We start from the raw sequence: 26,661 nt of genomic DNA on the forward strand, positions 1-26,661 counted from the left end.
ATTATTGATACTCTCAGGTCATGCCTGTCTCTGTCGCTCCTTTGCCCCTGCCTCACACCCTTCCGCACCCGACCATGACCCGATCCACTGCCCTCCCGCTCGCCCAGACCCTGACCACCGCCGCCGTCCTGGCGCTCACGCTGCTCGGCCAGACCGCGCAGGCGCAGGACCAAGTGCTCAATATCTACTCCGCTCGCCACTACCAGACCGACGAGGCGCTCTACGGCAACTTCACCAAGGCCACTGGCATCAAGATCAACCGCATCGACGGCAAGGAAGACGAGCTGGTCGAGCGCATCCGCAACGAAGGCACGGCCAGCCCCGCCGACCTGCTGATCACGGTGGACGCCACGCGGCTGGAGATCGCCGACAAGCTGGGCCTGTTCCAGCCGGTGAAATCCGCGGTGCTGGAGTCGCGCATCCCGGCGAGCCTGCACACACCGAACTGGTACTCGTTCTCGACCCGCGCCCGCGTCATCGTCTACAACAAGACGGCCGTCAAGCGCGAGCAGGTGCAGAACTACGAAGACCTCGCCAACCCGGCGCTGAAGGGCCAGGTCTGCGTGCGCTCCGGTGCGCATCCGTACAACCTGTCGCTCGGCGGTGCGCTGATCGCCCACGACGGCGAGGCGAAGACGGAAGTCTGGGCGCGTGGCCTGGTCGCCAACTTCGCCCGTGCGCCCAAGGGTGGGGACACGGACCAGATCATGGCGGTGGCGGCCGGTGAATGTGGCGTGACGCTGGCGAACACCTACTACGTCGCCCGCCTGCTGCGCTCGACCAAGCCGGCGGAGCAGGAAGCCATGCGCGCCGTCGGCGTGGTGTGGCCGAACCAGGCGGGCTGGGGCACGCATGTGAACGTCTCCGGCGCCGGGGTGCTGAAGTATTCGCCCAACAAGGATGCGGCCGTGAAGTTCCTGGAATACCTCGCCAGCGACGCCGCGCAGCTCTACTTCGCCGACGGCAACAACGAGTGGCCGGTGGTCAAGTCGGTGGTGACGAACAACCGGGCGCTGGAGTCGCTGGGCGCGTTCAAGGCCGACGCGCTGCCAATCGGCGACCTGGCGAAGAACACGGTCAACGCGCAGAAGGTGTTCGACCGCGCCGGCTGGCGCTGAGGCACCCGGCGTCCGGTCAAGTCAAGGGGCGCCGCCGATGCCGCGCCCCTTGGCGATGCTCCGGCACAGCAGCACCATCGGCACCAGCCCCACCCCCACGATCGCCAGCGCCGCCGTCGAGGCTTCGGTCAGCCGCTCGTCCGAGGCCAGCGTGTAGGTCTGCGTGGCCAGCGTGTCGAAGTTGAAGGGGCGCATCACCAGCGTGGCGGGCAGCTCCTTCATCACGTCGATGAACACCAGCAGCCCCGCCGTCAGCGCACTCCCCCGCAGCATCGGCAGGTGGACCCGCCGCAGCGTCTGCCCCGCGCTCAGGCCGAGGCTGCGCGCCGCGTGGTCCATGTTCGGCGTGATGCGGCCCAGGCCTTCGTCGATCGCCTGCACCGCCGCCGTCAGGTAGCGCACGAGGCACGCATACACCAGCGCCGCGATGCTGCCGGTGAACAGCAGCCCCGGCGTGTGCCCGGTCAGCTCGCCGATCAGGGCGGCCAGCGCGTGGTCGAGCCGCGTCACCGGGATCAGCACGCCCACGGCGATCACGGAACCCGGCAGCGCATAGCCCAGCCCCACCACCCGGTGTGCCCAGCGCGTGACCCGGCCCCGGTGAACCCTCGCCGCATAGCCGATCAGCAGCGCCAGCGCCACCGCCAGCAGCGCGGTGGTCCCGGCCACCAGCATGCTGTTGCGCGCCAGCACGAAGAAGCGTTCGCCGAACTGCGCATCGCCGTCGGTCAGCGCCATGCGCAGCAGCAACCCGGCGGGCAGCAGGAACCCCGCGACCAGCGGAATCACGCAGCCGATCACCGCCGCTGCGGCCTTCACGCCGGACAGCGGCGCCCGCGGGCTGCCGAGCCGGCGCAAGGTGGTGTCGTGGTAACGCCGCCCGCCCCGGCTGACCCGCTCGAAGGTCAGCACCGCGACCACGAAGGCCAGCAGCACCAGCGCCAACTGCGCCGCCGCGACCCGGTCGCCGAGCGAGAACCAGGCGCGGTAGATGCCGGTCGTGAAGGTCTGCACCGCGAAGTAGGACACCGTGCCGTAGTCGGCCAGCGTCTCCATCAGCGCCAGCGCCACGCCGCCCGCGATCGCCGGCCGTGCCATCGGCAGCGACAGCCGCAGGAAGGCCCGGAACGGCGACAGCCCCAGCGAGCGGCCCACCTCGATCATCCCGCCGGCCCGCTCGATGAACGCCGTACGGGCCAGCATGTAGACATACGGGTAGAGCACCAGCGCGAACATCAACGCCGCCCCACCGAGCGTGCGCACATCCGGGAACCAGTAATCCGCCTTGCGCCAGCCGAACGCGGCGCGCAGGGCGGTCTGCACCGGGCCGATGTACTGCAGGAAGTCGGTGTAGACATACGCGATCACGTAGGACGGCATCGCCAGCGGCAGCACCAGCGCCCACTCGAACTCCGCCCGCCCCGGGAACTCGTAGCGCGTCACCAGCCACGCCGACCCCACGCCCAGCGCCGCCACGCCCAGCCCGACCCCGGCACACAGCCACAGCGTGCTCGCCACATAGTCGCCGAGCACGGTGGACGCCAGGTGCCGCCAGGTCTCGCCCGTGCCGCCCGAAAACACGTGCGTGCCGACCGACACCAGCGGCGCCGCCACCAGCAGCGCGGCCAGCACGGCGGTCCACAACAACCAGGGACGGCGGTTCGGGGCAACAGACATCAGGGACACCATTCCAGTCAGGAGTCAGGCAACGATAATCATTATCATCTGGACCATGCCCATGCACCCCACTCCCTGGCTCGCCCTCGACGGACTCCGACTCGGCTACGGCGCCAAGACCGTCGTCGAGCACCTCGCGCTGCACCTGCCGCAGGGCACCATCGGTTGCCTGCTCGGGCCGTCCGGCTGCGGCAAGACGACGGTGCTGCGGGCGGTGGCGGGGTTCGAGTCGGTCCTGGGCGGCGAGATTCGGCTGGATGGGCAGATCGTCAGCTCCACCACGGTGCAGGTGCCCCCCGAACAGCGCCGCATCGGCATGGTGTTCCAGGACCACGCCCTCTTCCCGCACCTGACGGTGGCCGCCAACGTCGGCTTCGGGCTGCGCGGCCACCCGCATCCCGAGAAGCGGGTCGCCGAGATGCTCGACACGGTGGGCCTCGGCCACACGGCGCAGCGTTACCCGCACGAACTCTCCGGCGGCCAGCAGCAGCGGGTGGCGCTGGCGCGGGCACTGGCGCCGTCGCCGCGGCTGATGCTGCTGGACGAGCCGTTCTCCAGCCTCGACATCGAGCTGCGCGAGCGGCTCGGCGCGGAGCTGCGCAGCCTGCTGAAGGCGGCGGGCACCACCGCGCTGCTCGTCACCCACGACCAGCACGAGGCGTTCGCCATCGCCGACGAGATCGGCGTGATGCACCAGGGCCGCATCCAGCAATGGGCCAGCGCCTACCAGCTCTACCACGAGCCGGCGAACCGCTTCGTCGCCGACTTCGTCGGGCAAGGCGCGTTCCTGCCGGGCGAAGTGCTGGACGACCACCACGTCCGCACCGAGCTGGGCGTCACGCACAGCGACCATCCGATCCGCTGCACCGAACACGGCGACCTGTGCGGCCGGGGCTGCCCGGTCGATGTGCTGCTGCGGCCGGACGACGTGGTCCATGACGACGCGGCGCCGACCCAGGCCCGCGTGGTCCACAAGGCCTTCCGCGGCGCGGAGTTCCTCTACACGCTGGCGCTGGACAGCGGCGCGCAGGTGCTCTCGCTTGTGCCTTCGCACCACAACCACGCGGTGGGCGAGGCGATCGGGATCCGGCTGGAGCTGGCGCATGTGGTGGCCTACCAGCGCGAGCGGGCGGGGGTCGCCGCGGCAGCCTGAGACAATCCCGCCCATGCTGCAATTCCAACTCCTAGGCACCGAAGGCCACGCCCGCCGCGGTCGCCTGACGCTCAATCATGGCGTCGTCGAAACCCCCATCTTCATGCCCGTGGGCACCTACGGCACCGTCAAGGGCGTGATGCCGCGCTCGCTGGAGGAGATGGGCGCGCAGATCATCCTGGGCAACACCTTCCACCTCTGGATGCGCCCCGGCCTCGACGTGATGGCGCAGTTCGGCGGGCTGCACAAGTTCGAACACTGGCACAAGCCCATCCTCACCGACTCGGGCGGCTTCCAGGTCTGGTCGCTCGGCGAGATGCGCAAGATCAGCGAGGAAGGCGTCAAGTTCGCGTCACCCGTCAACGGCGACAAGCTGTTCCTGACGCCCGAGATCAGCGTGCAGATCCAGACGGTGCTGAACTCGGACATCGTGATGCAGTTCGACGAATGCACGCCGTACTGGCAAGGCGTCAAAGGCAGCGGCCACACCACCAGCGAGAAGGAAGCGCGGGTGTCGATGGAGCTGTCGATGCGCTGGGCCAAGCGGTCGAAGGCGGAATTCGAGCGACTGGAGAACCCGAACGCGCTCTTCGGCATCGTGCAGGGCGGCATGTTCGAACACCTGCGCGAGGAGTCGCTGAACGGACTGGTGGAACTGGACCTGCCCGGCTACGCGATCGGTGGTGTCTCGGTCGGCGAGCCGAAGGACGAGATGCTGCGGATCATGCGCCACACGCCGCACCTGCTGCCGAGCCAGAAGCCGCGCTACCTGATGGGGGTCGGCACGCCGGAGGATCTGGTGGAAGGCGTGGCCTGCGGCGTGGACATGTTCGACTGCGTGATGCCGACCCGCAACGCCCGCAACGGCCACCTCTTCACCCGCTTCGGCGACCTGAAGATCCGCAACGCGCGCCACAAGTCGGACGAAGGCCCGCTGGACATGAGCTGCGCGTGCCACACCTGCCAGAACTTCAGCCGCGCCTACCTCCATCACCTCGACCGCTGCGGCGAGATGCTCGGCCCGATGCTGACCAGCATCCACAACCTGCACTACTACCTGAATTTGATGCAGGAAATCCGCAATGCGCTGGATGCCGGTGAGTTCGCGGCATTTCAGGCGCAGTTCAAGGCCGATCGCGCCCGCGGGGTGTAGCGATGGACCTGCGCTGGCCCCCCACCCTGTCGAGCGACGATCTGAATCCGCCCGCCACCGACGCCGACCTCACCGCGCTGCAGCAGAAACTCGGCGTCACGCTGCCAGCCGATTACCTGCAGGTGCTGCAGCAGCACAACGGCCAGCGCGGCCTGGCGGACGGGCTGTTCGACGGACAGGAGTTCCTCTCGACGCAGACCGTGTTCGCACAGTGGCAGCTCTGGAAGGGTCTGCACGACGCGGGCAGGTTCAAGGCTCTGCACTCGTCACCGGCCGCGGGCGTGCGCAACGACTGGTGGAACCCGCGCTGGATCCCGTTCACCCACGACGGTGGCGGCAACCACCTTTGCCTGGATCTGGATCCCGCAGCGGGTGGCACGGTCGGTCAGGTCATCACGATGTGGCACGACTCGGGCGAACGCGCCGTGCAAGGTCGCAGTTTCGGCGAGTGGTTCACCCGCTGGTGGCAAGGCACCGCCGCGTAACTCACCCTGCCGCCAGCACCTCGTCGATCACCTCGACCCAGTGCTTGACCGGCAGTTGCGTGCCGGACTGCAGGTGCTGGATGCAGCCGATGTTGCCGGAGATGATGACGCTGGGCTGGCGGGCCTCCAGCGTCTGCACCTTGCGGTCACGGAGCTGGTAGGCGATCTCGGGCTGCAACACGGAATACGTGCCGGCCGAGCCGCAGCACAGGTGGCTGTCCTGCGTCGGCAGGTGGACCTCGAAACCGATCTCGGCCAGCGCGGCCTCGACACCGCCGCGCAGTTTCTGGCCGTGCTGCAAGGTACACGGCGGGTGGTAGGCCAGCACGCCATGGGCGCGGCGCTGGCCCATGATGGCCTTGAGCGGGGCGATCAGCGTCGGCAGCAACTCGGACAGGTCGCGCGCAACGGCGGCGATGCGCGCGGCCTTCTCGGCATAGACCGGATCGTGGGCGAGCGCGTGACCGTAGTCCTTGACCGACAGGCCGCAACCCGACGCATTGAAGACGATCGCCTCAACCGGTTCCACCCCACCCAGCCCGTCGACCTTGGGCCACCAGGCGTCGATGTTGCGGCGCATGTCGGTCAGCGCGCCCTCATGGTCGCCGAGGTGGTCGCGCACCGCGCCGCAGCAGCCGGCTTCGTCGGACACCAGCGTCTGCACCCCGCAGGCATCCAGTACCCGGGCCGTGGCGCTGTTGATGTTGGGCGCCAGCGTCGGCTGCACACAGCCCAGCAGCATCAGCACCTTGCGGTGGTGTTCGCGGGTCGGCCAGCGCTGGGCATGGGCCATCGCGGCTGAACTCAACTTGGGCGGCACCTTGTTCTTGATCAAACCCGGCAGCAGCGCGCGTACGCTTTGCCCCACCTTCAGCATCGGGCCGAAGCTGGGCGAGGTCATCGTCTCGCGCAGCATCCAGCGCACGCCACGGTCGGCCCGCGGACGCTCCACCTTGGCGTCCACCACGCGCCGGCCGATCTCGACCAGGGCGCCGTACTCGACGCCCGACGGGCAGGTCGTCTCGCAACTGCGGCAGGTCAGGCAGCGGTCCAGGTGGAGCTGCGTCTTGCGCGTGGGTTCATGGCCTTCCATCACCTGCTTGATCAGGTAGATGCGGCCACGCGGCCCGTCCAGCTCGTTGCCGAGCAGCTGGTAGGTCGGGCAGGTGGCGGTGCAGAAACCGCAGTGGACGCAGCGGCGCAGGATCTCTTCGGCGCGGTCGCCATCAGGAGTGCCCTTGAATTCAGGCGCGAGGTCGGTTTGCATGCTGGCTCAGAGTCCCGGGTAGAGACGGCCCGGGTTGAACACGCCATCGGGGTCGAAGGCCTGCTTGAGTTCCTGGTGGATACGGTCGAGCGGTGGCTTGAGCGGCGCGAACACGCCCAGGCCGTTGGACGCCGCGGCCTTGTCGCGGGCACGGAACAGCGTGGCGTGGCCGCCGGCCTGCGTGGCGATCTGGCGCACGCGGGCCGCCGGCTCGCGCGTGACCCACCAGCGCTGCGCACCGCCCCAGTCGATCAGCTGGTCGCCCGGCAGCGGCAGTGGCGGAGCGCCCGACGGCACCGACAAGCGCCACAGCGCCGCGCCATCGGCCAGCGACCGGCGCGCATCGACGAAGAAGTCATCGGTCTGGTCGCGCATGCCGAGCCAGAAGCGCTGCGCCAGCGCGTTGTCGATCGGCTCGCCACCGAGCTTCTGGTTGGCCGCCGCCACGGCGGTGGTCGCCCCCGAGAGCCGCACCACCAGCGCCCCTTGCCACCAGGCGGTGGCGTTGATGGGCAGCGGCTGGCCGGCCCAGCGCTGCAGCAGGTCCAGCGCCTCGCCTTCGGAGCAGTCGAAGCGCAGCGTGCTGGTGTAGGACGGCGTGGGCATCACCTTGAGCGAGACCTCGCAGATCACCCCGAGGATGCCCAGCGAGCCAGTCACCATGCGGGACACGTCGTAACCCGCGACGTTTTTCATCACCTGCCCGCCGAAGGTCAGCACCTCGGCCTTGCCGGTGAGCATCGTCATGCCCAGCACGTAGTCGCGCACGCTGCCCATGGCTGCCCGCGACGGGCCTGACAGCCCCGTGGCCACCATGCCGCCGATGGTGCCGCCGCGCTGGCCGGGACGCTCGGTATCGGGATAACGCGGCGGCTCGAAGGCCAGGTACTGGTTGCGGCGGGCGAGTTCGGCCTCGACCTCGGCGATGGGCGTGCCGCCGCGCACGGTCATGACCAGCTCGCTCGGCTCGTAGCGCGTGATGCCGGTGAGGCCGCGCACGTCGAGCAACTGGCCCTGGAGGGGTTCGCCGTAGAAGGACTTGGTGCCTGCGCCACGGATGGCGAGGCTGCCGCGCCCCTCGCGGGCGGCGCGGACGCGTTCGATCAGGCTGTCGAGTGCCTTGCTCATGGTGGTGTGTGGTTCAGAAACGGGGCAGTTCGCTGAAAGGCAGCAGACCGCGCTTGACGTGCATTCTTCCGTACTCGGCGCAGCGGTGGAGGGAAGGAATCACCTTGCCGGGGTTGAGCAGGCCGGGGGCATCGAACGCCCGCTTCACCGCCAGCATCATCTCGCGCTCTTCGGGCGCGAACTGCACGCACATGGAATTGAGTTTTTCGATGCCCACGCCGTGCTCGCCGGTGATCGTGCCGCCCATGGCGACACTGGTCTCCAGGATCTCGGCGCCGAAGGCCTCGGCCCGCTCCAGCTCGCCGGGGCGGCTGGCGTCGAACAGGATCAGCGGGTGCAGGTTGCCGTCGCCGGCATGGAAGACGTTGCAGCAGCGCAGGTCGTGGCGGAACTCCATCTCGGCGATGGCGCGCAGCATGTCGGCCAGGCGCCGGCGAGGGATGGTCGAGTCCATGCACAGGTAATCCGGGCTGATGCGGCCGGATGCCGGAAAGGCGTTCTTGCGGCCGGACCAGAACTTCAGCCGCTGGGTCTCGTCGCGGCTGACTTCGAGCCGGCTCGCGCCACAGCGCCGCAGCACCTCGGTCATCCGGCCGATTTCCTCTTCGACTTCCTCGGGCGTGCCGTCGCTCTCGCAGAGCAGGATGGCCGCCGCCTCCAGGTCGTAGCCGGCGTGCACGAAATCCTCGACCGCGGCGGTCATCGGCTTGTCCATCATCTCCAGTCCGGCGGGGATGATGCCGGCGGCGATGATCTCGGCCACCGCATCGCCCGCCGTTTCCACAGTGGGGAAGCTGGCCATGATGCAGCGCGCGATCTGCGGGCGCGGCACGAGCTTGACGGTGACTTCGGTGATGACGGCCAGCATGCCTTCGCTGCCGATGACCACGCTGAGCAGGTCCAGCCCGGGGGCGTCGAGCGCCGCGCTGCCGAACTCGACCGGCTCGCCCTCGACCGTGTAGCCGCGGACCTTGAGCACGTTGTGCAGCGTCAGACCGTACTTCAGGCAATGCACGCCACCCGAGTTCTCGGCGACGTTGCCGCCGATGGTGCAGGCGATCTGGCTGGACGGATCCGGCGCGTAGTACAGGCCGAAGGGCGCTGCGGCTTCGCTGATGGCGAGGTTGCGCACGCCGCACTGCACGACGGCGGTGCGCGCACGCTGGTCGATGGTCAGGATGCGGTTGAAGCGGGCGAGCGACAGGGTCAGGCCGTCGCGGTGCGGCGTGGCGCCACCGGACAGGCCGGTACCGGCCCCCCGTGCCACGACCGGCACCTCCAGGCGGCGGCAGACACGCAACGCATTGGCGACCTGCTCCTCGGTCTCGGGCAGCGCCACCGCCATCGGCTGCGTGCGGTAGGCGGTCAGACCGTCGCACTCGTACGGAATCGTGTCCTCGGACTGCCACAGCAGCGCGTGCGCGGGCAGCACGGAGGACAGCGCCTGCACAAGCCGGCTCTGGCGCTCGCGCCGGGCAGCGGCGTCCAGGGCGTCGTGCGGCAAGGGGGCGTTCATCGGAAAAACTTCTCCAGCAAAGGTGGGCCGCACTGTAATGGGTTGGCGGCCGGTTTCACGGGCCCATGGTCAAGAATGCAAAAAGACCGTCAAGACCGCGGTGTATCCGTACAGATGGTGGCGCGCGATTTCGCCACTGGCAAAAAAACCCACCAGCGGCACGTCCCCCAGCGCGTGTCGCACCAACTGCATCTCGGCCGACGGACCGCCAAAATGCGGCCCGCCCCGCCCGGAGCAGCTCACGTAGATGGCTCCTGCAATGCGACTGGCCGGCGCACCGTCGCCTTCGTCGGGATCGGGGCTCAGCTCCTCGCGGATCTCGGCACAGATGCGCACCAGGTCACGCCGCGCCGCCTCTACGCTGCGGGTGCAGAAGGTCAGTTGCATGCCCGGTTCGACCCGCGCGGCCACGGCCACGGCGTGGTGCATCGGGTCCAGGCCGATCAGGTGCCGCACCCAGGTGTCGCTGCCGAACTGGCTGCCGCGGCCGAACACGTCGTCCTGCGCCCCGGTCAGCCCGACCAGCGTCGCACGCAGGCGCGGCACGGCTTCGCGCGGGTGGTCGAGGTCGATGTTCAGGTCGTTCAGCAGACACGACAGCGCCGACTTGCCGTCGAGCACGGCCACGATGTGGTCGCGCGCCTCGTCCACATGGCGCACCGGCCCGATCGGCTGGCAGCCCTGCGACACCCGCGACAGCAGCCCCACTTCGCGCGTGAAGGCCACACCCGAGACCCCGCCCTCGTAGACGCCCGACAGCGGTGCGGATCCGCTCGACACCGCAGGCGCGCAAAACTGCACGCTGCGGTGGCGCGAGGCCATCAATCCGCCAAACAGGTAGCCACTGGTGGTGCGCTGGGCCAGCTCGGCGACGAGTTCACCCATGTCCGGGGTCTGGCCGTCACCATGCACCAGCGCCGTGTGGACGTCGCTGCGCACCAGCGGGCGCTCGCCGCTGTACAGCTCGAAGCTGCCCGGTGGCAGATCGGCCAGCATCAGCACCAGCGCAGGCTCGTCGAAATACTCGACCCCGCTGACCGCCACGCCAATGCCGACGCCGCCCACCCACGACACCCGCGGCCAGCGCTGGCGCAACTCGGCCAGCAGCGCATCGGCACGTGCCGCGTAGTGATCCGTGATGTAGATGAAGCCGAGCGTGAACGTGCCGGGGTCGTCCGCCAAAGGGGACAGCCCCGCCCGCTGGGCATCAATCTGGGCCGCCACCAGCGCCAGCGCCATGTGCGCGTCGGGATGGGTGGCGTGTGCGGTGAGGAAGGTGTGCATGGATCAGCGGGTGCGGCGCAGGAATGCCGGATCAGCCCTTGGCAGACTTGCGGGCGGGGGTCTTGCGCGGTGCAGCCATGGGCGCGGACGCAGGTACGGGTGCGGCGGTGACCTCCGCGGTGGCCTTGATCGCGTCGGCGGCGCGGGCCTGGGCCTCGGTCGTGGCCTCGGAGGTGGCCTGCATCGCCTGGGTGGCCAGCTCGGTGAACTGCTGGGTCAGGGCACCCCACCACTGCATCGGGTCGACGGCAGGTGCAACCGCAGCCGCAGGTTCGGGCGCTGCAGGCACGGGCGCAGGCGCCGGAGACGGCGCCGCGGTGGCCGTGCTGGCGGCCGCCTGGAACAGGCCGCTCATCGGACGCACCTTGAGCGCCTCGCCCAGGTCGCCCATCTGCACGTTCATGCTCTTGAGCGTGCCCAGCGTCATGCGCTGCACTTCGAGCGCCTGCACCGTGGTGCCGATCATCCGGGCGTTCTGCTCCAGCCAGAACTGCACCGTGCGCAGCTCGTTGATGCGGCGCTCCAGCTCGGCCGGATCGAGTGTCGGCGCGACCCACTGGCCGATGCTCGGGAGCGTCTGCCCGGCGTTCTTGACCAGCCCCTGGAGAAACTCGAAACCAGGGACGAACTTGCTGAACGATTCGCTGAAGGCGGTGGAGTCTGTCATGTTATTTTCCTTGGGGTCAGGGACGGTGTTGAACGGCTGGTCCATTGTGCCCAGCGATGCCCGCAGTGTCACTGACGTTAAGGGGGGACAAGGGGGATGCGCTGCACCAGGAAACCGCGGCGTGCCATCTGCTGCGGCAAGCCGGCCGGCCCGAGCATGTGCAGCGCACCGACGGCGGCGAACACCGCATGCCCATGCGCGTGGAGCGCAGCGATGCGGTTGGCCATGGCGGGGTTGCGGGCATCGACGGTGGCGTGGTGCTGCGCACGGTCCAGCGGCGTGTCCTGGCAGGCGCACCAGGCGGCAAAATCCTCCAGATCGGTCAGCCTGCCCTCGGCCCAGTCACGGACCAGGCGCTGCACCACCGTGCGCGATGTCTCGCTGCGCAGCTCCTGCAGTCCCTGCCGCACGGCGACCAGCGCCGGGCCGGCCGCGTCATGCACCATCAGGGCCATCTGCTGCTCGGGGGTTTCCAGCGACACGATCGGTACCCCCAGCGCCTGCGCCCGCCGCATCAAGGTGCTGTCAATGCCCCAGGCTGGATCCAGCCCGTCACGCCGCATCGCCAGCGACACCAGCGTGACCACCTGCAGCTCGGGCCGCAGCCCATCCAGGCTGCCCTGCACACAGGCCTGGCGCGCCGCGTGGGCGATCTGCCGGGTCTCCTGCGGCGGCAGGCGCGGGCCGCCGGGGCGTTGCCGTGCGGCGCGTTGCAGCCGGTCCAGCACTGCGGGGTCGAGCAGGTTCAGCTCGAATGCGGCCCGGTCAGACGCCTGCAGCGCCGCCCGCACCTGCGGTCCCGGCAACGCCCATTCGCGCCGGGCGAGGTGGATCGTCGCGTAAAGGTGCGAGGTGCGCCCGTCCTTCTCGATGCGCCACAGCAAACCGTGGTCATCCTGCTTGTGCTCCTCCGCCTGCAATTCGGCGGGGCTGAAGGGCTCCGGGGTGGGTGGGCAATCTGCAGCCCGTGTCTGGGCCACCGCCGCAGTGGCAAGCAAGGCCCACAGGCACACGACAACCCGGCGGAACAGCCCCTGTGCCATGGTCAACCCGGCAAAGCCGAGACCTCCGCGGTCCTGTGCGTCTGGGAAATCGCGCCGAACACCGACTGGCCCGTTGCATCGAACGCCTCGACCTCCACCCGTGCTGCCCCGTTCAGCGCCGTGCGGGCCGGGCCGGGCAGCGCCAGGAGCGTGCCGGCCGACACCGCCCGGTGGCGCGCCAGCTGCGCGATCAGCCCACCCGTGTCCGCTGCACCGGCCTTGGCCGTCTCGACCGGCGCGAGCCGCTGGCCGTCGACCGCAGCGCACAGCGTCAGCGCAAACCGTCCACGGTGCCAGGCGCGGCCCAGCGCGTCGAGGGTCACGGCCACTGGCGCCCAGGCCATCGCCGACGCCACCCGTTCACCCTGCACCCGCCACTGCCAGTGGTTGGCGAGCATCACCAGCCGCACGCCGTCACGCGCCTGATCGACACCTGCACCGCGGGGCACATCACCGAGCGCCACCACCAGCTGCGCACCCAGGTCGGTTTCAGCCGCATCGAAGGGCAGCGCGTCCTGCGCACCGGCGTTCATGTCGCCTGCCAGCCCGGCGCCAGGCAGCTCGGCGTCGGCGCACGGCTGGGCATCGACCAGCCGGTAAGCCCGTGGCAGCGGCGCCATGCACATGCGCGGATCGAAGGGGAAGGCGTGCCGGGCCTTGCCCTGCTGCAGCGTGCGGGCCAGGTCCTCCAACTGCGGCGCGAGGAAGTTCCAGTCATCCAGCACCTGCTGCATCCGCGTGGCGATGCCGTTGGCGTGGTGGGCCTGGGTGAGATCGGCCGAGACCACGACGAGCTGACCGTCGCGGGATCCGTCCTTGTAGGTCGCGAGTTTCATCCGTCGATGATGGCATGCAGGGGTCAAGGCTGTCACCGTGCAGGCCCACTCGCACGTTGAGGACGGGCCGCCGAGGATCCGTTGTAGATTGCGACCATGCCCACCGTCTCCCATCCGCCCGCCACCACCGCCGACCCGCTGCGCCGCCTCGGCGCGCGTCCGGCGCTGGGACTGGCGCTGGTGGCCGTGGTGGTGGGGCACCTGTGGGTCATCGACGCCTGGAGCCTGCCCAGCGAGGCGCCGGTCGTGGCCCGAACGGCCCCTCGCAGCGTGACGACCTTGCCCGCACCCGACGCGGGTGGGCCGGCCTTCCTGGCGGCAGCGGCATTGCCGACGCCAACGCCATCGGCCGCACCCGTGGCGCCGCCGCAGCGCCAACGCAAGCCTGTCGCTGTGCCTGTGGTGCGGCCGGCGGCGGCTATCGCCAACGAGGAGCCGGCCCAGACACAAGCCGTCATGCTCGAACTCGCCAGCGCACCGGCCGATCCGGACGCCGAGCCCCGCCTGCTCGCGCTGGCCGCTGTCGGCAATGCCGCCACCCGCGGAGGAGCACCGGCTGCCGCCTCCAGCGCGCTGACCGCGCCGCCCTCGGTGCGCCTGCTTTACCGCATGAAAAAGGGGCCGCTGGCTGGCACCGGCCAGATCGACTGGCAACGCGACGGTGGCACCTACCGGATGCGGCTGGAGGCCCGTGTGCCCGTTTTCGGACAGATTTTCCTGGAGACCAGCGAAGGCCGCCTCGACGCTGGTGGCCTCGCGCCCCTGCGCCACACCGAGCGCCGCCTCAAGCGCAGCGAGCGGGCGCTGAGTTTCGTGCGCGACCAGGGCCCGCCGCGCATCCTGTTTTCCGCCCGTGAAGGCCAGGAACCCTTGACGCCGGGTGCCCAGGACCGCCTGAGCTGGATCACCCAGCTCGCCACCCGCATGGCCTCGCCGCCGGCGGGCGAGTGGCGCGCCGGCAGCACCATCGAGATGGACGTGGCCAGCACTGGCGGCGACGTGCAACGCTGGGTCTTCACCGTGCAGGGCCAGGACAGCACAGGCCTGTGGCAGTTGCGCCGCGAGCCCGACGGCCCGCACGACACCCGCGCCGAAGTCTGGATCGACACCCGCCAGCAGCATTGGCCCGTGCGCATCCGCCTGAGCGAGCCCTCTGGCGACCCGCTGGAGCTGACCCTCGACGGGCTTCAACCCACCTGACGCCCCCCAACCAACACCCAGGAGGACTGCACCATGCACATGCTCTACAACTCGGAAAACTTCGCCGTCATGCGCTTTGCCGGGAACACTGTGGCCGGTCAGGGGTTCGAGATCGTCGACAAGACCAGCCGGCGCGAAATCTACCTCGGCGGACTGCTGGCCGACCACTTCCTGGCCGGTGTCGAATACCTCATCAGCCAGACAGACGACGAGGCGCGCATCGACGATTTCCTGTCCGGCTACACGACGCTGGCCCACCACCCGGTCGTGCTCCACTGAATCCGGGCCGAGTGCAACGACGCGTAAACGGCCCCGGCTGCCACGCGTTTTGCAACTTGCGTCCGATCGGCCATTGGCGCGAAGATGGCCTTGTCTCGATCGTCCGTCCTTGAACCCCCCGAGGAGCTTGCATGCGCAAGGAAGTGTCCAGGCAGACTGTCCGCCGCTCCCGCAGCCGCCCCGGCGGTGCTCCCGTGCTGCTCTCACCCGGGATGCACGACGCACCGGTGCTCGACCAGCTGTGTTCGCACTTCGTCCTGACGCTCACGCTGCGGCAGGCCGGCCGCTTCGCCGGCCGGCGTGACTGGAACAGCCTGCTTGCGCTCACGGCGCGGCACCTGGTCTGGCCGGTCACCGTGCTCGGCCGCCTGCGCGAGTTCCTGGGCCGCCGGGTCAAGGAACACGATGCCTGGGTCGGTCACGAGGCACTCGACGACGTGGCCTTCCTGGAAAAGCACGGCTGGTGGCGCGGCCCCTATGAGGAAGGCACGCTCTTCTTCTACCTCGACGAGTACATCAAGGACGCGCCGAAAGACCTGATGGCCGTGCTCGGCACCACCGGCGAGTGGCTGGGCCAGCACCTGCGCGAGAGCGCCACGCTGGTCGAGAAGAACGTCGAGGTGCTGGCCGGCCTGCTGCAGCTCAACCCGGCCGAGCGGGCGCTGATCCTGTACGGCACGCTCGCCCGCTACCAGCGCGACCTGCGCGGGCTGCTGGTCGAGTTCAAGGTGTCGAGCGCGCAGGAGGCCTACGCGACCATCGCCGAAGTGGCCGGGGTTGACCAGCGCGACGTGGCGGAGGCCCTGCGCGCCGGTTCGCGGCTGGAGCGCATCGGCATGATCGAGAACCTCATCTCCGAGCACAACATCACCGACCTCGCCGACCTGATGAAGGTGTCGGACCAGCTGCCGCCGGTGCTGATGCGCGAGTACCGCGACCCGCAAGACCTGATGGCCGTCTTCACCCGGCCGGCAACCAAGAGCGAGCTGACCCCGGCCGACTTCCACTTTGTCGGCGAGGAGGTGGACGTGCTGATCGCGCTGCTGAAGAACGCGGTCGAGCGGCGCGAGGCGGGGGTGAACGTGCTGATGTACGGCCCGCCCGGCACCGGCAAGACCGAACTCGGCCGCGTCGTCGCGCAGACCGCCGGCCTGGAGCTGTACGAGGTCGAATACGCCGACCGCGACGGCAACTCGCTGTCCGGCCGTGACCGCTACCGCTCGCTGCAGATCAGCCAGGTGTTCCTGAAGGCCAGCCCGAACGTCGCGCTGCTGTTCGACGAGGTGGAGGACGTGTTCCCGCCGATCTCGTCCGACGCCGCGCAGCTCATGGCACGCATGGACAGCAGCGATGCCGGCCACGGCGGCAGCTCGTCCGTCAACGGCAAGGCGTGGGTGAACCAGATCCTGGAGACGAACCCGGTGCCGGTGCTGTGGGTCACGAACCGGATCGAGCAGATCGACCCGGCCTTCCGCCGCCGCTTCCAGTACCACCTGGAGCTGAAGTCGCCGCCGCCGGGTGCCCGAGAGGCACTCGTGCTGCGGGCGCTCGGTGACACCCCCGTCAGCGCCGAATTCGTCGAACGGCTGACCCAGCGCCAGGCCCTGACCCCGGCGCAGATCCGCACCGCCGTGCGCTTCGCCAAGCTGATCGGCGATGCGCAAGGGGCGGCACCGCTGCAATCGATCGAAGCCTTGATCGAGCGCCAGATCGCCCACGCCGACCTCGCGCTCGGCACCGTCGATCGCCAGGCCGACCGTGCCCGGCCGGTGGTGACGACCTACGACCTGAGCCTGCTGAACGTCGAGAGCCGCTTCGAGATTCCACGCATCGTCGAGGCGCTCAAGCGGCGCGGCCATGGCGCCCTGTGCTTCCACGGCGCACCGGGCACGGGCAAGACCGCACTCGCCGAGCACATCGCCCGCGAACTCGGCCGGCCGTTGATGGTCCGGCAGGCCAGCGATCTGGTCAGCAAGTTCGTCGGCGAGACCGAACAGAACATGGCCAAGATGTTCAACGAGGCGAAAGCCGAACAGGCGGTGCTGCTGCTCGACGAGGCCGACAGCTTCCTGCGCAGCCGCAAGCGCGCCGAGCGGACCTACGAGATCACCGAGGTCAACGAGATGCTGCAGGGCATGGAGCGCTTCGGCGGCGTCTTCATCTGCACCACCAACCTGTTCGAGGATCTGGACGAGGCGGCGCTGCGCCGCTTCACCTTCAAGCTGCACTTCCAGCCGCTGCTGCCGGACCAGCGCGTCCGGATGTTCATCGCCGAGGCGCTCGACGGCGACGCCCCGCGCCTGACCGACGAGCAGCGCCAGCGCCTGAGCGTGCTGGACCAACTGGCGTGCGGCGACTTCGCGGCGGTGCGGCGGCAGGTGGACATCCTCGGTGAAGCCTTCGATGCGGACGAGTTCCTGTCGCAGCTCGAAGGCGAACACCGCGTGAAGCCGCAGGTACGCGAGCGGCGCAGCATCGGCTTTGTGCACTGAACGCCCGTCGGGCCGCCGAGACAGGTGGGGCAGATCCAGCCCCGCCTGCCTACAATCCCGGGATGACTGCCGCCCCGACCCCCGCCTACACCCGCGCCGCACGCCTGCCCGAGCTGCTCCGCCAGCGCATCGTCGTCCTCGACGGCGCGATGGGCACGATGATCCAGCGTTACAAGCTCACCGAAGCGGATTTCCGCAGCGAGCGACTGCGTGACCACGGCAAGGATCTCAAGGGCAACAACGACCTGCTCGTGCTGACCCGCCCGGACGTGATCGCCGAGATCCACGACCAGTACCTCGCGGCCGGCGCGGACATCATCGAGTCCAACACCTTCGGCGCCACCAGCGTGGCACAGGAGGACTACGACCTCGCACCGCTGGCCTACGAGATGAACGTCGCCGCGGCGAAGCTGGCCCGTGGCTGCTGCGACCGCCATTCGACGCCGGACAAGCCACGCTTCGTGGCCGGCGCCCTCGGCCCGACGCCGCGCACCGCCAGCATCAGCCCCGACGTGAACGACCCTGGCGCCCGCAACACCAGCTTCGACCAACTGCGCGCGGCTTACTACGAACAGGCGAAGGGCCTGCTCGACGGCGGCTGCGACCTCTTCCTCGTCGAAACCATCTTCGACACGCTCAACGCCAAGGCCGCCATCTTCGCGCTCGACGAGTTGATGGAGGACACCGGCGAGCGCCTGCCGGTGATCATCTCCGGCACCGTCACCGACGCCTCGGGCCGCATCCTGTCCGGCCAGACGGTGGGCGCGTTCTGGAACAGCGTGCGCCATGCGAAGCCGATCGCCATCGGGCTGAACTGCGCACTCGGCGCCACGCTGATGCGGCCGTACATCGAGGAGCTGTCGCGCATCGCGGGCGACACCTTCATCTCCTGCTACCCGAATGCCGGCCTGCCCAACCCGATGAGCGACACCGGCTTCGACGAGACGCCGGAGATCACCGGCGCGCTGGTCGAGGAATTCGCCAAGGCCGGCTTCCTGAACATCGCCGGCGGCTGCTGCGGCACGACGCCAGACCACATCCGCGCCATCGCCGAGCGCGTGGGCAAGTACCAGCCGCGCTGCCAGCACGCCACGCCGTTCACCTCGTTGATGACCGAAGACGCCACGGCCACCGCCTGAACCGGGACCACAAGAACATGACGACCCCCCTCACCCCTCCGCCGATGCGCCTGTCGGGCCTCGAACCCGTCGAGATCGGCGCCAGCACGCTCTTCGTCAACGTCGGCGAACGCACCAACGTCACCGGCTCGCGGGTCTTCGCCAGGATGATCCTCGCAGGCGAGTACGAACGCGCCCTGGCCGTCGCCCGCCAGCAGGTCGAGAACGGCGCGCAGGTCATCGACATCAACATGGACGAGGCGATGCTCGACAGCCAGGCGGCGATGGTGCGCTTCCTGAACCTGATCGCCGGGGAGCCGGAAATCGCCCGCGTGCCGATCATGATCGACTCGTCGAAGTGGAGCGTGATCGAGGCCGGCCTGAAGTGCATCCAGGGCAAGGGCATCGTCAACTCGATCTCGATGAAGGAAGGCGAGGCCGAGTTCAAACGGCAGGCCAAGCTCGTCCGGCGCTACGGCGCAGCGGCCGTGGTGATGGCGTTCGACGAAAAAGGCCAGGCCGACACCTACGCCCGCAAGATCGAGATCTGCGAGCGGGCGTACCGGATGCTGGTGGATGAGGTCGGGTTCCCGCCAGAAGACATCATCTTCGACCCCAATATCTTCGCCATCGCCACCGGCATCGAGGAACACGACAACTACGCCGTGGACTTCATCAACGCCACGCGCTGGATCAAGGCCAACCTGCCGGGCGCCAAGGTCTCGGGCGGCGTGTCGAACGTGAGCTTCTCGTTCCGCGGCAACGAACCCGTGCGCGAGGCAATCCACACCGTGTTCCTGTACCACGCGATCCAGGCCGGCATGGACATGGGCATCGTCAACGCGGGCATGGTCGGGGTGTACGACGACCTGGAGCCGGTCCTGCGTGAGCGGGTCGAGGACGTGGTGCTGAACCGCCGTCCCGACGCGGGTGAGCGCCTGATCGAGATCGCCGAAACCGCCAAGGGCGCCGCCAAGGACGACTCGGCCAAGCTGGCGTGGCGCGGCACGGCCGAGCAGTTGGTGAGTGTCGGTGACCGCCTGAGCCACGCGCTGGTCCACGGCATCACCGACTTCATCAACGCCGACACCGAGGAAGCCTGGCAGGCCATTTCGGCCAGAGGCGGTCGGCCGCTGCACGTCATCGAAGGCCCGCTGATGGCCGGCATGAACATCGTCGGCGACCGCTTCGGCGCGGGCAAGATGTTCCTGCCGCAGGTAGTCAAGTCGGCCCGCGTGATGAAGCAGGCGGTCGCGCACCTGCTGCCCTACATCGAGGCCGAAAAGAAGGCCATGGTCGATGCGGGCGGTGAAGCCAAGCCCAAGGGCAAGATCGTCATCGCCACCGTCAAGGGCGACGTGCATGACATCGGCAAGAACATCGTCACGGTGGTCCTGCAGTGCAACAACTTCGAGGTGGTCAACATGGGCGTGATGGTCCCGTGCCAGGACATCCTGAAGAAGGCACGCGAGGAAGGCGCGGACATCATCGGCCTGTCCGGGCTGATCACGCCGAGCTTGGAGGAGATGCAGCACGTTGCCGCCGAGATGCAGCGCGATGACTACTTCCGAGAACGCCAGACGCCGCTGCTGATCGGTGGCGCCACCTGCTCGCGGGTCCACACCGCCGTGAAGATCGCGCCGCACTACACCGGGCCGGTGGTCTACGTGCCGGATGCCTCGCGCTCGGTCGGCGTGTGCTCGGACCTGCTCAGCGACGAGCGCGCCGCCAAGTTCATCGACGAACTCAATGCCGACTACGACCGCGTCCGCACCCAGCACGCCAACAAGAAGGCCACGCCGATGGTGCCGCTGGCGACCGCACGCGCCAACAAGACGCCGGTCGACTGGGCAGGCTACACACCGCCGAAGCCGAAGTTCATCGGGCGGCGCATATTCCGTAACTACGATCTGGCGGAACTGGCGCAATGCATCGACTGGGCGCCGTTCTTCCAGACCTGGGATCTGGCGGGCAAGTTTCCGGAGATCCTGAAGGACGAGATCGTCGGCAGCGAGGCGGTGCGGGTGTTCAGCGATGGCAAGCGGATGCTGCAGCGGGCCATCGAGGGCCGCTGGTTGCAGGCCAATGGCGTCATCAGCCTGCTGCCCGCCAACACGGTGGACGACGACACGATCGAGGTCTACAGCGACGAGTCCCGCGAGACCGTGGTGCTGCGCTGGCAGCCGTTGCGGATGCAGTCGGAGCGGCCGGTGATCGACGGCGTGCGCCGGCCGAACCGGAGTCTGGCCGACTTCATCGCTCCGAAGGGGACGAAGCCGGACTACATCGGCCTGTTCGCCGTGACCGCCGGGCTGGGCATCGAGAAGAAGGAGCGCCAGTTCATCGACGATCTCGACGACTACAGCGCGATCCTGTTCAAGGCGCTGGCCGACCGGCTGGCCGAAGCCTTTGCCGAGCGGCTGCACCAGCGTGTGCGCACCGAACTGTGGGGCTATGCGGCGGACGAGGCGCTGAGCAACGAAGCCCTGATCGCCGAGCAGTACCGTGGCATCCGCCCGGCGCCGGGGTATCCGGCCTGCCCGGACCACCTCGTCAAGCGGGTGATGTTCGACGTGCTCGATGCACCCGATATCGGCATGACGCTGACCGAAAGCATGGCGATGACCCCGGCGGCGAGTGTCAGCGGGTTCTACCTCGCGCACCCGGATTCCACGTACTTCAACGTCGGCAAGATCGGCGAAGACCAGTTAGCGGACTTCGCGGCAAGACAATCACTGAGCGAAATCGAGGCGCGCCGAGCGCTCGCGCCTGTGCTGGGCTGAATCGACATCCGCAGCAAAAAAGCGCCTCGGTGGAGGCGCTTTTTTCATGGCAGCCGAAGCTGCCGGGTCGATCAAGCTCAGGCTTGCGACTGCTTGCGGCGACGGGCCATGAAGCCCAGCGCGCCGAGGCCGGCGAGCATCATCGCGTAGGACTCGGGTTCGGGAACCGGAGCCGCCATGGTCACAGCCACATTGTCGACCAGCAGACCCTGCGCACCTTGGCCAGAGAAGTACAGGTGGTACGAAGCCAGCGGATTCGCCACAAAGGTGAAGGAGACGTTCTGCCAGCCCGGCGTGGGCGGCGTGCCCCAGGAACCCGGAGCAGAGCTGAGCACACCGGCGTAGGAACCGTAGTCGGGAGCCCCCATCGTCGTCGAGTTGAACAGCTCGGCCAAGCCCGTGCCGTACGCATCGAAGCTCACCGTGTAGCTGGTGCCAGCGCCGACCGTGAAGCTCTGGTAGATGTACTCGGTGTTATCCAACGCGGCAAACGTGTTGCCCGCGATCGTGCCGATCGAAGCGGCGGTACCGCCAGTGAACCACTCGACGCCCAGCGCCAAGTTGAACTGCGTGTCATCCAGCCCGGTGACTTGAGCGTGGCTGGTGCCGGCCAGCAGCGTCAGTGCGACGCCAGCAGCGATGGAAGCAAGACGAAAGGAAGAAGGCATGTGCATGATAGGTCTCTCCGTGACTTGGTGCGGACTGCCGATACCGGTGCTGAATCTGATGTCAGCACGTCCGAACAGTTCAGAGCCAAGTCTAGGCAGTACCAAACAATTGACTACCCCGTTTCACGGGTGTCACCCACGCCAGAACTGAACAATCAAGTCCCCATCACCACAGTCCAGGGGGTCGATTTTTCAGATATCACACGAGAACCAGATTGTCCCGGTGAATCAGCTCCGCCTCGTTGGCGTAGCCCAGCAGCCCCTCGATCTGCGACGACGGCTTGCGCGCGATGAGCCGGGTCTCGCTACAGGCGTAGTTCGCCAGACCACGGGCGATCTCGATCCCAGCCTGTGTCCGCACGGCGATCACGTCACCACGGGCAAAGTCGCCCTGCACTTCCACGACGCCGATCGGCAGCAGGCTCTTGCCCTCGTCGCGCAGCTTGAGCGCCGCGCCATCGTCCACCACCACCGCGCCCTTGAGCTGCAGGTGGTCAGCCATCCACTGCTTGCGCGCCGCGACCTTTGGGGTCGTCGCCACCAGCAGCGTGCCGATGGATTCGCCCGCCACCAGCCGCAGCAGCGCATCCGGCTCGCGGCCCCAGGCGATCACGGTGGACGCACCACTGCCGGCCGCCCGTTTCGCGGCCAGGATCTTAGTGATCATGCCGCCCTTGCCGATGCTGGAACCCGCACCACCGGCCATCTGCTCCAGCTCGGCCGTCCCTGCCACCGCTTCGTGGATGAACTTCGCGTCCGGGTCTTTGCGCGGGTCGGCCGAGTACAGCCCCTTCTGGTCGGTCAGGATGATCAGCGCATCCGCATCGACGAGGTTCGCCACCAGAGCACCCAGCGTGTCGTTGTCGCCGACCTTGATTTCATCGGTGACCACTGTGTCGTTTTCGTTGATCACCGGCACCACGCCCAGGCCAAGCAGCGTCAGCAGCGTCGAGCGGGCGTTCAGGTAGCGCTCTCGGTCGGCGAGGTCGGCATGGGTCAGCAGCACCTGTGCGCTGCCGAGGCCCTGTTCGCGCAAGGCGGTTTCGTAGACCTGCGCCAAGCCCATCTGCCCGACCGCGGCAGCGGCCTGCAACTCGTGCAGCTCCTTCGGCCGCGTCGCCCAGCCCAGGCGCTTCATGCCTTCGGCGATGGCGCCTGACGACACCATCACCACCTCGCGCCCCTGCCGCACCAGTGCGGCGAGCTGCACGCACCAGGCGTTGATCGCCTCGGCGTCCAGACCGCGGCCCTCGTTGGTGACCAGACTGGAGCCGACCTTGACGACAATGCGGCGGGCGTTCAGCAGAACCTCACTCATGGCGACCTCAGCGGAAGCGCGGATCGGCCGGATCCGGCGGCAGGGACTCGTTGTCCGCCTCGACGAAGCGGACATCCGGCACCTCGATCGGGGGGGCGTTGAGCGCAGCAACGTGCTGGTAAAGCGCCCGGACAAGGGGTTCGCAACCCTCGCGCGTCAGTGCCGAAATCTCGAACACCGGCGCCTTCCAGCGCAAGCGGCGCACGATGTCCTTCATGCGCTTCTTGCGTTCCTCGGGGTCAGGAATCATGTCGAGCTTGTTGAGCACGAGCCAGCGCGGCTTGTCATAGAGCGCCTTGTCGTACTTCTTCAGCTCCTTGGCGATGGCGCGGATCTGTGCGACCGGATCGACGCCATCGTCAAACGGCACCGCGTCCACCATGTGCAGCAGCACGCGGGTGCGCTGCAGGTGGCGCAGGAACAGATGCCCCAGACCGGCGCCTTCGGAGGCCCCTTCGATCAGGCCCGGCACGTCGGCCACCACGAAGCTCTTGCTCGGACCGACCCGCACCACCCCGAGGTTGGGGTGCAGCGTCGTGAACGGGTAGTCGGCGATCTTGGGGCGCGCGTTGGAAATCGCGGTGATCAGCGTGGACTTGCCAGCGTTGGGCATGCCGAGCAGGCCGACATCTGCCAGCACACGCAGCTCCATCTTCAGCGCCTTGATCTCGCCGGGCCAGCCGACGGTTTTCTGCCGGGGCGCACGGTTGGTGCTGGTCTTGTAGTGCAGGTTGCCGAATCCACCATCGCCGCCCTTGGCCAGGATGATCTGCTCGCCGTGCGTGAGCAACTCGGCAATGACCTCTTCGGTCTCGGCATCTCGGATGATGGTGCCGACCGGCACATGCATCACCACATCCGCGCCCGCCGCACCGAACTGGTCCGAACCCCGGCCGGATTCGCCGTTGCGGCCTTCGTAGCGGCGGATGTAGCGGAAATCGATCAGCGTGTTCAGGTTGCGGTCGCCCACGACATAGACGTGACCGCCACGGCCGCCGTTGCCGCCGTCCGGTCCGCCGAAGGGAATGAACTTCTCGCGCCGGAAGCTGGCGCAGCCGGAGCCGCCGTTGCCGGCGGCCACATCGATGGTGACTTCATCGACAAATTTCATGCTTGTACTCCAGCGTCCAGGCGCATCACCGCCATGGTCTCAACGAACTTCAAAGCAAAAAAGCCCCGGCTTGCCGGGGCTTCATGCGCGCAAGCGTCGCAGCGCGGTCGGTCAGACCGGCGTGACGATCACGGTCTTGCGGTTCTCGGCGCCCTTGGTGGCAAACGAGATGGTGCCATTGACCAGCGCGAACAGCGTGTGGTCACGGCCCATGCCGACATTGCTGCCTGCATGGAAACGGGTGCCGCGCTGGCGCACGATGATCGAGCCTGCGGTGACGACCTGGCCGCCATAGGCCTTGACGCCGAGCATCTTCGGTTGGGAGTCGCGGCCGTTCCGTGTGGAACCGCCGCCTTTTTTCTGTGCCATGGTTCAGATCCTCTGAGGATGTGCTGGATGGGAGAGGCGACGGGAATCAGCCAAGCACCGCGCTGATTTGCAGCTCGGTGTAGTTCTGGCGGTGGCCCTGGCGCTTCTGGTAGTGCTTGCGACGGCGCATCTTGAAGATGCGCACCTTGTCGTGCCGACCATGCGACAGCACCGTGGCCGTCACCGTTGCGCCTTCAACCAAGGGAGCGCCAACCCGGAGTTCTGCACCGCTTCCAACGGCGAGCACCTGGTCGATCACGATCTCTTGGCCAACGTCCGCAGTGATCTGTTCTACTTTGATTTTTTCGCCGGCTGCAACCTTGTATTGCTTGCCACCGGTTTTTATGACCGCGTACATATCAGCCCTTTCTTGGGGGTAAAGTTTTTCCGCGTGCTGACGCCAGCAACATCCTGGCGACAAACGCGAAGCCCAAGATTATGCCACGCTTTGCACGGCTTCCTCCCCAAGCTGTCGGCTTCTCATCACAGCCACAAGCCGCAAAGCGTGTCCGACCAAACACGGGTCCATCTGCAGTTGTGACAGGGTTCCTATAATCCGCGGATTCTGCGCATCCCAACCAGCCCCTCCTCGTGAGCTTCGCCACCGCCACCAAGCCGACCCCCTCCGCCGTCACGCAACTCATGGCCGGCGAGATGGCGCAGGTTGATGCCGTGATCCACCGCCGCCTGGCCTCGGAAGTCGCGCTGATCAACCAGATCTCGCACTACATCGTCAGCGCCGGGGGCAAGCGCATCCGCCCGCAGCTCGTCCTGCTGTTCGCCCGCGCCCTCGGTTTCGAAGGCCCGGAGCGTTTCGAGATGGCCGCGACGGTCGAGTTCATCCACACTGCCACACTGCTGCACGACGATGTGGTCGATGAATCCGCGCTGCGCCGGGGCCGCAAGACTGCCAACGCACTGTTCGGCAATGCGGCCAGCGTGCTGGTGGGTGACTTCCTGTACTCGCGGGCCTTCCAGATGATGGTGTCGGTGGACCGGATGCGCGTGCTCGACGTGCTGGCCGAGGCCACCAACGTCATCGCCGAAGGGGAAGTCCTGCAGCTCATGAACATGCACGACCCCGACACCAGCGTCGAGGACTACCTGCGGGTCATCCGCTACAAGACGGCCAAGCTGTTCGAGGCGAGTGCGCGCATCGGTGCCGTATTGGCAGGCGCGACACCGGAAGTCGAGGCCGCCTGCGCCGCCTACGGGCAGGCACTGGGCACGGCGTTCCAGATCGTCGATGACCTGCTCGACTACGAAGGCGCCACCGCCGCGTTGGGCAAGAACGTCGGCGACGACCTGCGCGAAGGCAAGCCGACGCTGCCGCTGCTGACTGCGATGAGCAACGGCAGTGCGGCCGAGCGCGACCTGATCCGCCACGCGATCGAACACGGCGAGGTCGAACGGCTCGATGAAATCATCCAGATCGTGCGCCGCACGGGTGCGCTGGATGCCACCCGCCAAGCGGCGCGCGACGAGGCGCAGCGTGCGCAACAGTACATTTCGGCTCTGCCCCCTTCCCAATTCAAGGATGCGCTGCTAACATTGTCAGTCTTGGCAGTTGACAGGAACGCTTGAGTTTTCAGGGCAGTTCGTCAGCACACGGGGTGTAGCTTAGCCTGGTAGAGCGCTACGTTCGGGACGTAGAGGCCGGAGGTTCGAATCCTCTCACCCCGACCAAGAAGACGGTTAGACAATTCAAAACGATCGCGCCACATGGTTTGTTCATGGCGCGATTTGTTTTTCGGGGTGTAGCTTAGCCTGGTAGAGCGCTACGTTCGGGACGTAGAGGCCGGAGGTTCGAATCCTCTCACCCCGACCATGCAAACAAAAATCGCGCCCTTGAGCGCGATTTTTTTGCTTCTGCACTACAGCAGACTCAATCCGCCGCAGGCACCCGCCGCGCCCCCAACGCCAGCAGCGCCGTCCCGATGACCACCACCGACATCGCCGCCGTCAGCGACACCGACTGCGCGATGAACCCGATCAG

23 protein-coding genes and 2 tRNA genes are annotated in these 26,661 nt (G+C 67.9%); 12 read left to right on the forward strand and 13 right to left on the reverse strand.

Going from position 1 to position 26,661, the window contains the following annotated elements; all coding sequences use genetic code 11:
* Positions 1–74: 74 nt before the first annotated feature.
* Complete coding sequence (locus RMP06_RS13275) at positions 75–1,118, forward strand: extracellular solute-binding protein (protein WP_310462256.1); 1,044 nt, start codon at positions 75–77, stop codon at positions 1,116–1,118.
* Between the two features lie 21 nt (positions 1,119–1,139).
* On the opposite strand, the gene RMP06_RS13280 is transcribed toward RMP06_RS13275, so the two are convergent.
* On the reverse strand, positions 1,140–2,795 hold the full coding sequence (locus RMP06_RS13280) for an ABC transporter permease (protein WP_310462257.1): 1,656 nt from the start codon (positions 2,793–2,795) through the stop codon (positions 1,140–1,142).
* Between the two features lie 61 nt (positions 2,796–2,856).
* On the opposite strand from RMP06_RS13280, the gene RMP06_RS13285 reads away from it, so the two are divergent.
* The 3 genes from RMP06_RS13285 to RMP06_RS13295 are packed head-to-tail and all read left to right on the forward strand — an operon-like array spanning position 2,857 to position 5,586.
* Positions 2,857–3,948, forward strand: coding sequence for an ABC transporter ATP-binding protein (locus RMP06_RS13285; RefSeq protein ID WP_310462258.1), 1,092 nt, complete (start codon positions 2,857–2,859; stop codon positions 3,946–3,948).
* A gap of 13 nt (positions 3,949–3,961) precedes the next feature.
* Positions 3,962–5,101, forward strand: a complete 1,140-nt coding sequence (gene tgt, locus RMP06_RS13290) for a tRNA guanosine(34) transglycosylase Tgt (RefSeq protein ID WP_310462259.1) — start codon at positions 3,962–3,964, stop codon at positions 5,099–5,101.
* A 2-nt stretch (positions 5,102–5,103) separates the two neighbouring features.
* The gene (locus RMP06_RS13295; RefSeq protein ID WP_310462260.1) at positions 5,104–5,586 is read left to right on the forward strand and encodes an SMI1/KNR4 family protein; all 483 of its coding nucleotides are present in this window, start codon (positions 5,104–5,106) and stop codon (positions 5,584–5,586) included.
* 1 nt (position 5,587) lies between these two features.
* Here the strand turns inward: RMP06_RS13295 and glcF are convergent, their stop codons facing one another.
* The 7 genes from glcF to RMP06_RS13330 form a co-directional block, all read right to left on the reverse strand.
* Positions 5,588–6,853 (reverse strand): glycolate oxidase subunit GlcF, encoded by a 1,266-nt coding sequence (glcF, locus tag RMP06_RS13300; RefSeq protein ID WP_310462261.1) that lies wholly within the window; start codon positions 6,851–6,853, stop codon positions 5,588–5,590.
* 6 nt (positions 6,854–6,859) lie between these two features.
* Positions 6,860–7,981 carry a glycolate oxidase subunit GlcE gene (glcE, locus tag RMP06_RS13305; RefSeq protein WP_310462262.1) on the reverse strand — a complete coding sequence of 374 codons (1,122 nt, stop codon included), beginning with the start codon at positions 7,979–7,981 and terminating at the stop codon, positions 6,860–6,862.
* Positions 7,982–7,994: 13 nt separating this feature from the next.
* Positions 7,995–9,497: an FAD-linked oxidase C-terminal domain-containing protein gene (locus tag RMP06_RS13310; RefSeq protein WP_310462263.1), complete on the reverse strand. Its 1,503-nt coding sequence runs from the start codon at positions 9,495–9,497 to the stop codon at positions 7,995–7,997.
* A 69-nt stretch (positions 9,498–9,566) separates the two neighbouring features.
* Positions 9,567–10,781 (reverse strand): FIST signal transduction protein, encoded by a 1,215-nt coding sequence (locus RMP06_RS13315; RefSeq protein WP_310462264.1) that lies wholly within the window; start codon positions 10,779–10,781, stop codon positions 9,567–9,569.
* Positions 10,782–10,812: 31 nt separating this feature from the next.
* Positions 10,813–11,448, reverse strand: coding sequence for a PhaM family polyhydroxyalkanoate granule multifunctional regulatory protein (locus RMP06_RS13320; protein WP_310462265.1), 636 nt, complete (start codon positions 11,446–11,448; stop codon positions 10,813–10,815).
* A gap of 77 nt (positions 11,449–11,525) precedes the next feature.
* Positions 11,526–12,491, reverse strand: a complete 966-nt coding sequence (locus RMP06_RS13325) for a TraB/GumN family protein (RefSeq protein ID WP_310462266.1) — start codon at positions 12,489–12,491, stop codon at positions 11,526–11,528.
* A 2-nt stretch (positions 12,492–12,493) separates the two neighbouring features.
* On the reverse strand, positions 12,494–13,327 hold the full coding sequence (locus tag RMP06_RS13330; protein WP_310462267.1) for a fumarylacetoacetate hydrolase family protein: 834 nt from the start codon (positions 13,325–13,327) through the stop codon (positions 12,494–12,496).
* 96 nt (positions 13,328–13,423) lie between these two features.
* On the opposite strand from RMP06_RS13330, the gene RMP06_RS13335 reads away from it, so the two are divergent.
* The 5 genes from RMP06_RS13335 (at position 13,424) to metH (ending at position 21,199) form a co-directional block, all read left to right on the forward strand.
* The gene (locus tag RMP06_RS13335) at positions 13,424–14,527 is read left to right on the forward strand and encodes a DUF3108 domain-containing protein (protein WP_310462268.1); all 1,104 of its coding nucleotides are present in this window, start codon (positions 13,424–13,426) and stop codon (positions 14,525–14,527) included.
* A gap of 33 nt (positions 14,528–14,560) precedes the next feature.
* Positions 14,561–14,806, forward strand: a complete 246-nt coding sequence (locus tag RMP06_RS13340) for a BTH_I0359 family protein (protein ID WP_310462269.1) — start codon at positions 14,561–14,563, stop codon at positions 14,804–14,806.
* A 212-nt stretch (positions 14,807–15,018) separates the two neighbouring features.
* Entirely contained in the window at positions 15,019–17,298 is a 2,280-nt protein-coding gene (locus tag RMP06_RS13345; protein ID WP_310462277.1) for an ATP-binding protein, read from the forward strand.
* A gap of 62 nt (positions 17,299–17,360) precedes the next feature.
* Positions 17,361–18,437 (forward strand): homocysteine S-methyltransferase family protein, encoded by a 1,077-nt coding sequence (locus RMP06_RS13350; protein WP_310462270.1) that lies wholly within the window; start codon positions 17,361–17,363, stop codon positions 18,435–18,437.
* 17 nt (positions 18,438–18,454) lie between these two features.
* Positions 18,455–21,199 (forward strand): methionine synthase, encoded by a 2,745-nt coding sequence (metH, locus tag RMP06_RS13355; protein WP_310462271.1) that lies wholly within the window; start codon positions 18,455–18,457, stop codon positions 21,197–21,199.
* A 77-nt stretch (positions 21,200–21,276) separates the two neighbouring features.
* On the opposite strand, the gene RMP06_RS13360 is transcribed toward metH, so the two are convergent.
* The 5 genes from RMP06_RS13360 to rplU all read right to left on the reverse strand — a co-directional run bounded on the left by RMP06_RS13360 (position 21,277) and on the right by rplU (position 25,023).
* Positions 21,277–21,873, reverse strand: a complete 597-nt coding sequence (locus RMP06_RS13360) for a PEP-CTERM sorting domain-containing protein (RefSeq protein ID WP_310462272.1) — start codon at positions 21,871–21,873, stop codon at positions 21,277–21,279.
* A gap of 193 nt (positions 21,874–22,066) precedes the next feature.
* Positions 22,067–23,185, reverse strand: coding sequence for a glutamate 5-kinase (gene proB, locus RMP06_RS13365; protein ID WP_310462273.1), 1,119 nt, complete (start codon positions 23,183–23,185; stop codon positions 22,067–22,069).
* Between the two features lie 7 nt (positions 23,186–23,192).
* Complete coding sequence (gene obgE / locus RMP06_RS13370; protein ID WP_310462274.1) at positions 23,193–24,296, reverse strand: GTPase ObgE; 1,104 nt, start codon at positions 24,294–24,296, stop codon at positions 23,193–23,195.
* A gap of 111 nt (positions 24,297–24,407) precedes the next feature.
* On the reverse strand, positions 24,408–24,665 hold the full coding sequence (gene rpmA, locus RMP06_RS13375) for a 50S ribosomal protein L27 (protein ID WP_294000674.1): 258 nt from the start codon (positions 24,663–24,665) through the stop codon (positions 24,408–24,410).
* A 46-nt stretch (positions 24,666–24,711) separates the two neighbouring features.
* Complete coding sequence (gene rplU, locus RMP06_RS13380) at positions 24,712–25,023, reverse strand: 50S ribosomal protein L21 (RefSeq protein ID WP_310462275.1); 312 nt, start codon at positions 25,021–25,023, stop codon at positions 24,712–24,714.
* 284 nt (positions 25,024–25,307) lie between these two features.
* Between rplU and ispB the strand changes: the two genes are divergently transcribed.
* The 3 genes from ispB (at position 25,308) to RMP06_RS13395 (ending at position 26,493) form a co-directional block, all read left to right on the forward strand.
* A complete protein-coding gene (gene ispB, locus RMP06_RS13385) occupies positions 25,308–26,249 on the forward strand; it encodes an octaprenyl diphosphate synthase (RefSeq protein WP_310462278.1) in 942 nt (313 codons plus the stop codon).
* A 25-nt stretch (positions 26,250–26,274) separates the two neighbouring features.
* A tRNA-Pro gene (locus tag RMP06_RS13390) sits at positions 26,275–26,351 on the forward strand.
* Positions 26,352–26,416: 65 nt separating this feature from the next.
* Positions 26,417–26,493 (forward strand) — tRNA-Pro (locus RMP06_RS13395).
* The last annotated feature ends 168 nt before the right edge of the window (positions 26,494–26,661 follow it).

Origin of the sequence: Sphaerotilus sp. (assembly GCF_031429695.1) — a bacterium.
In the GTDB taxonomy this organism is placed as follows: domain Bacteria; phylum Pseudomonadota; class Gammaproteobacteria; order Burkholderiales; family Burkholderiaceae_C; genus Sphaerotilus.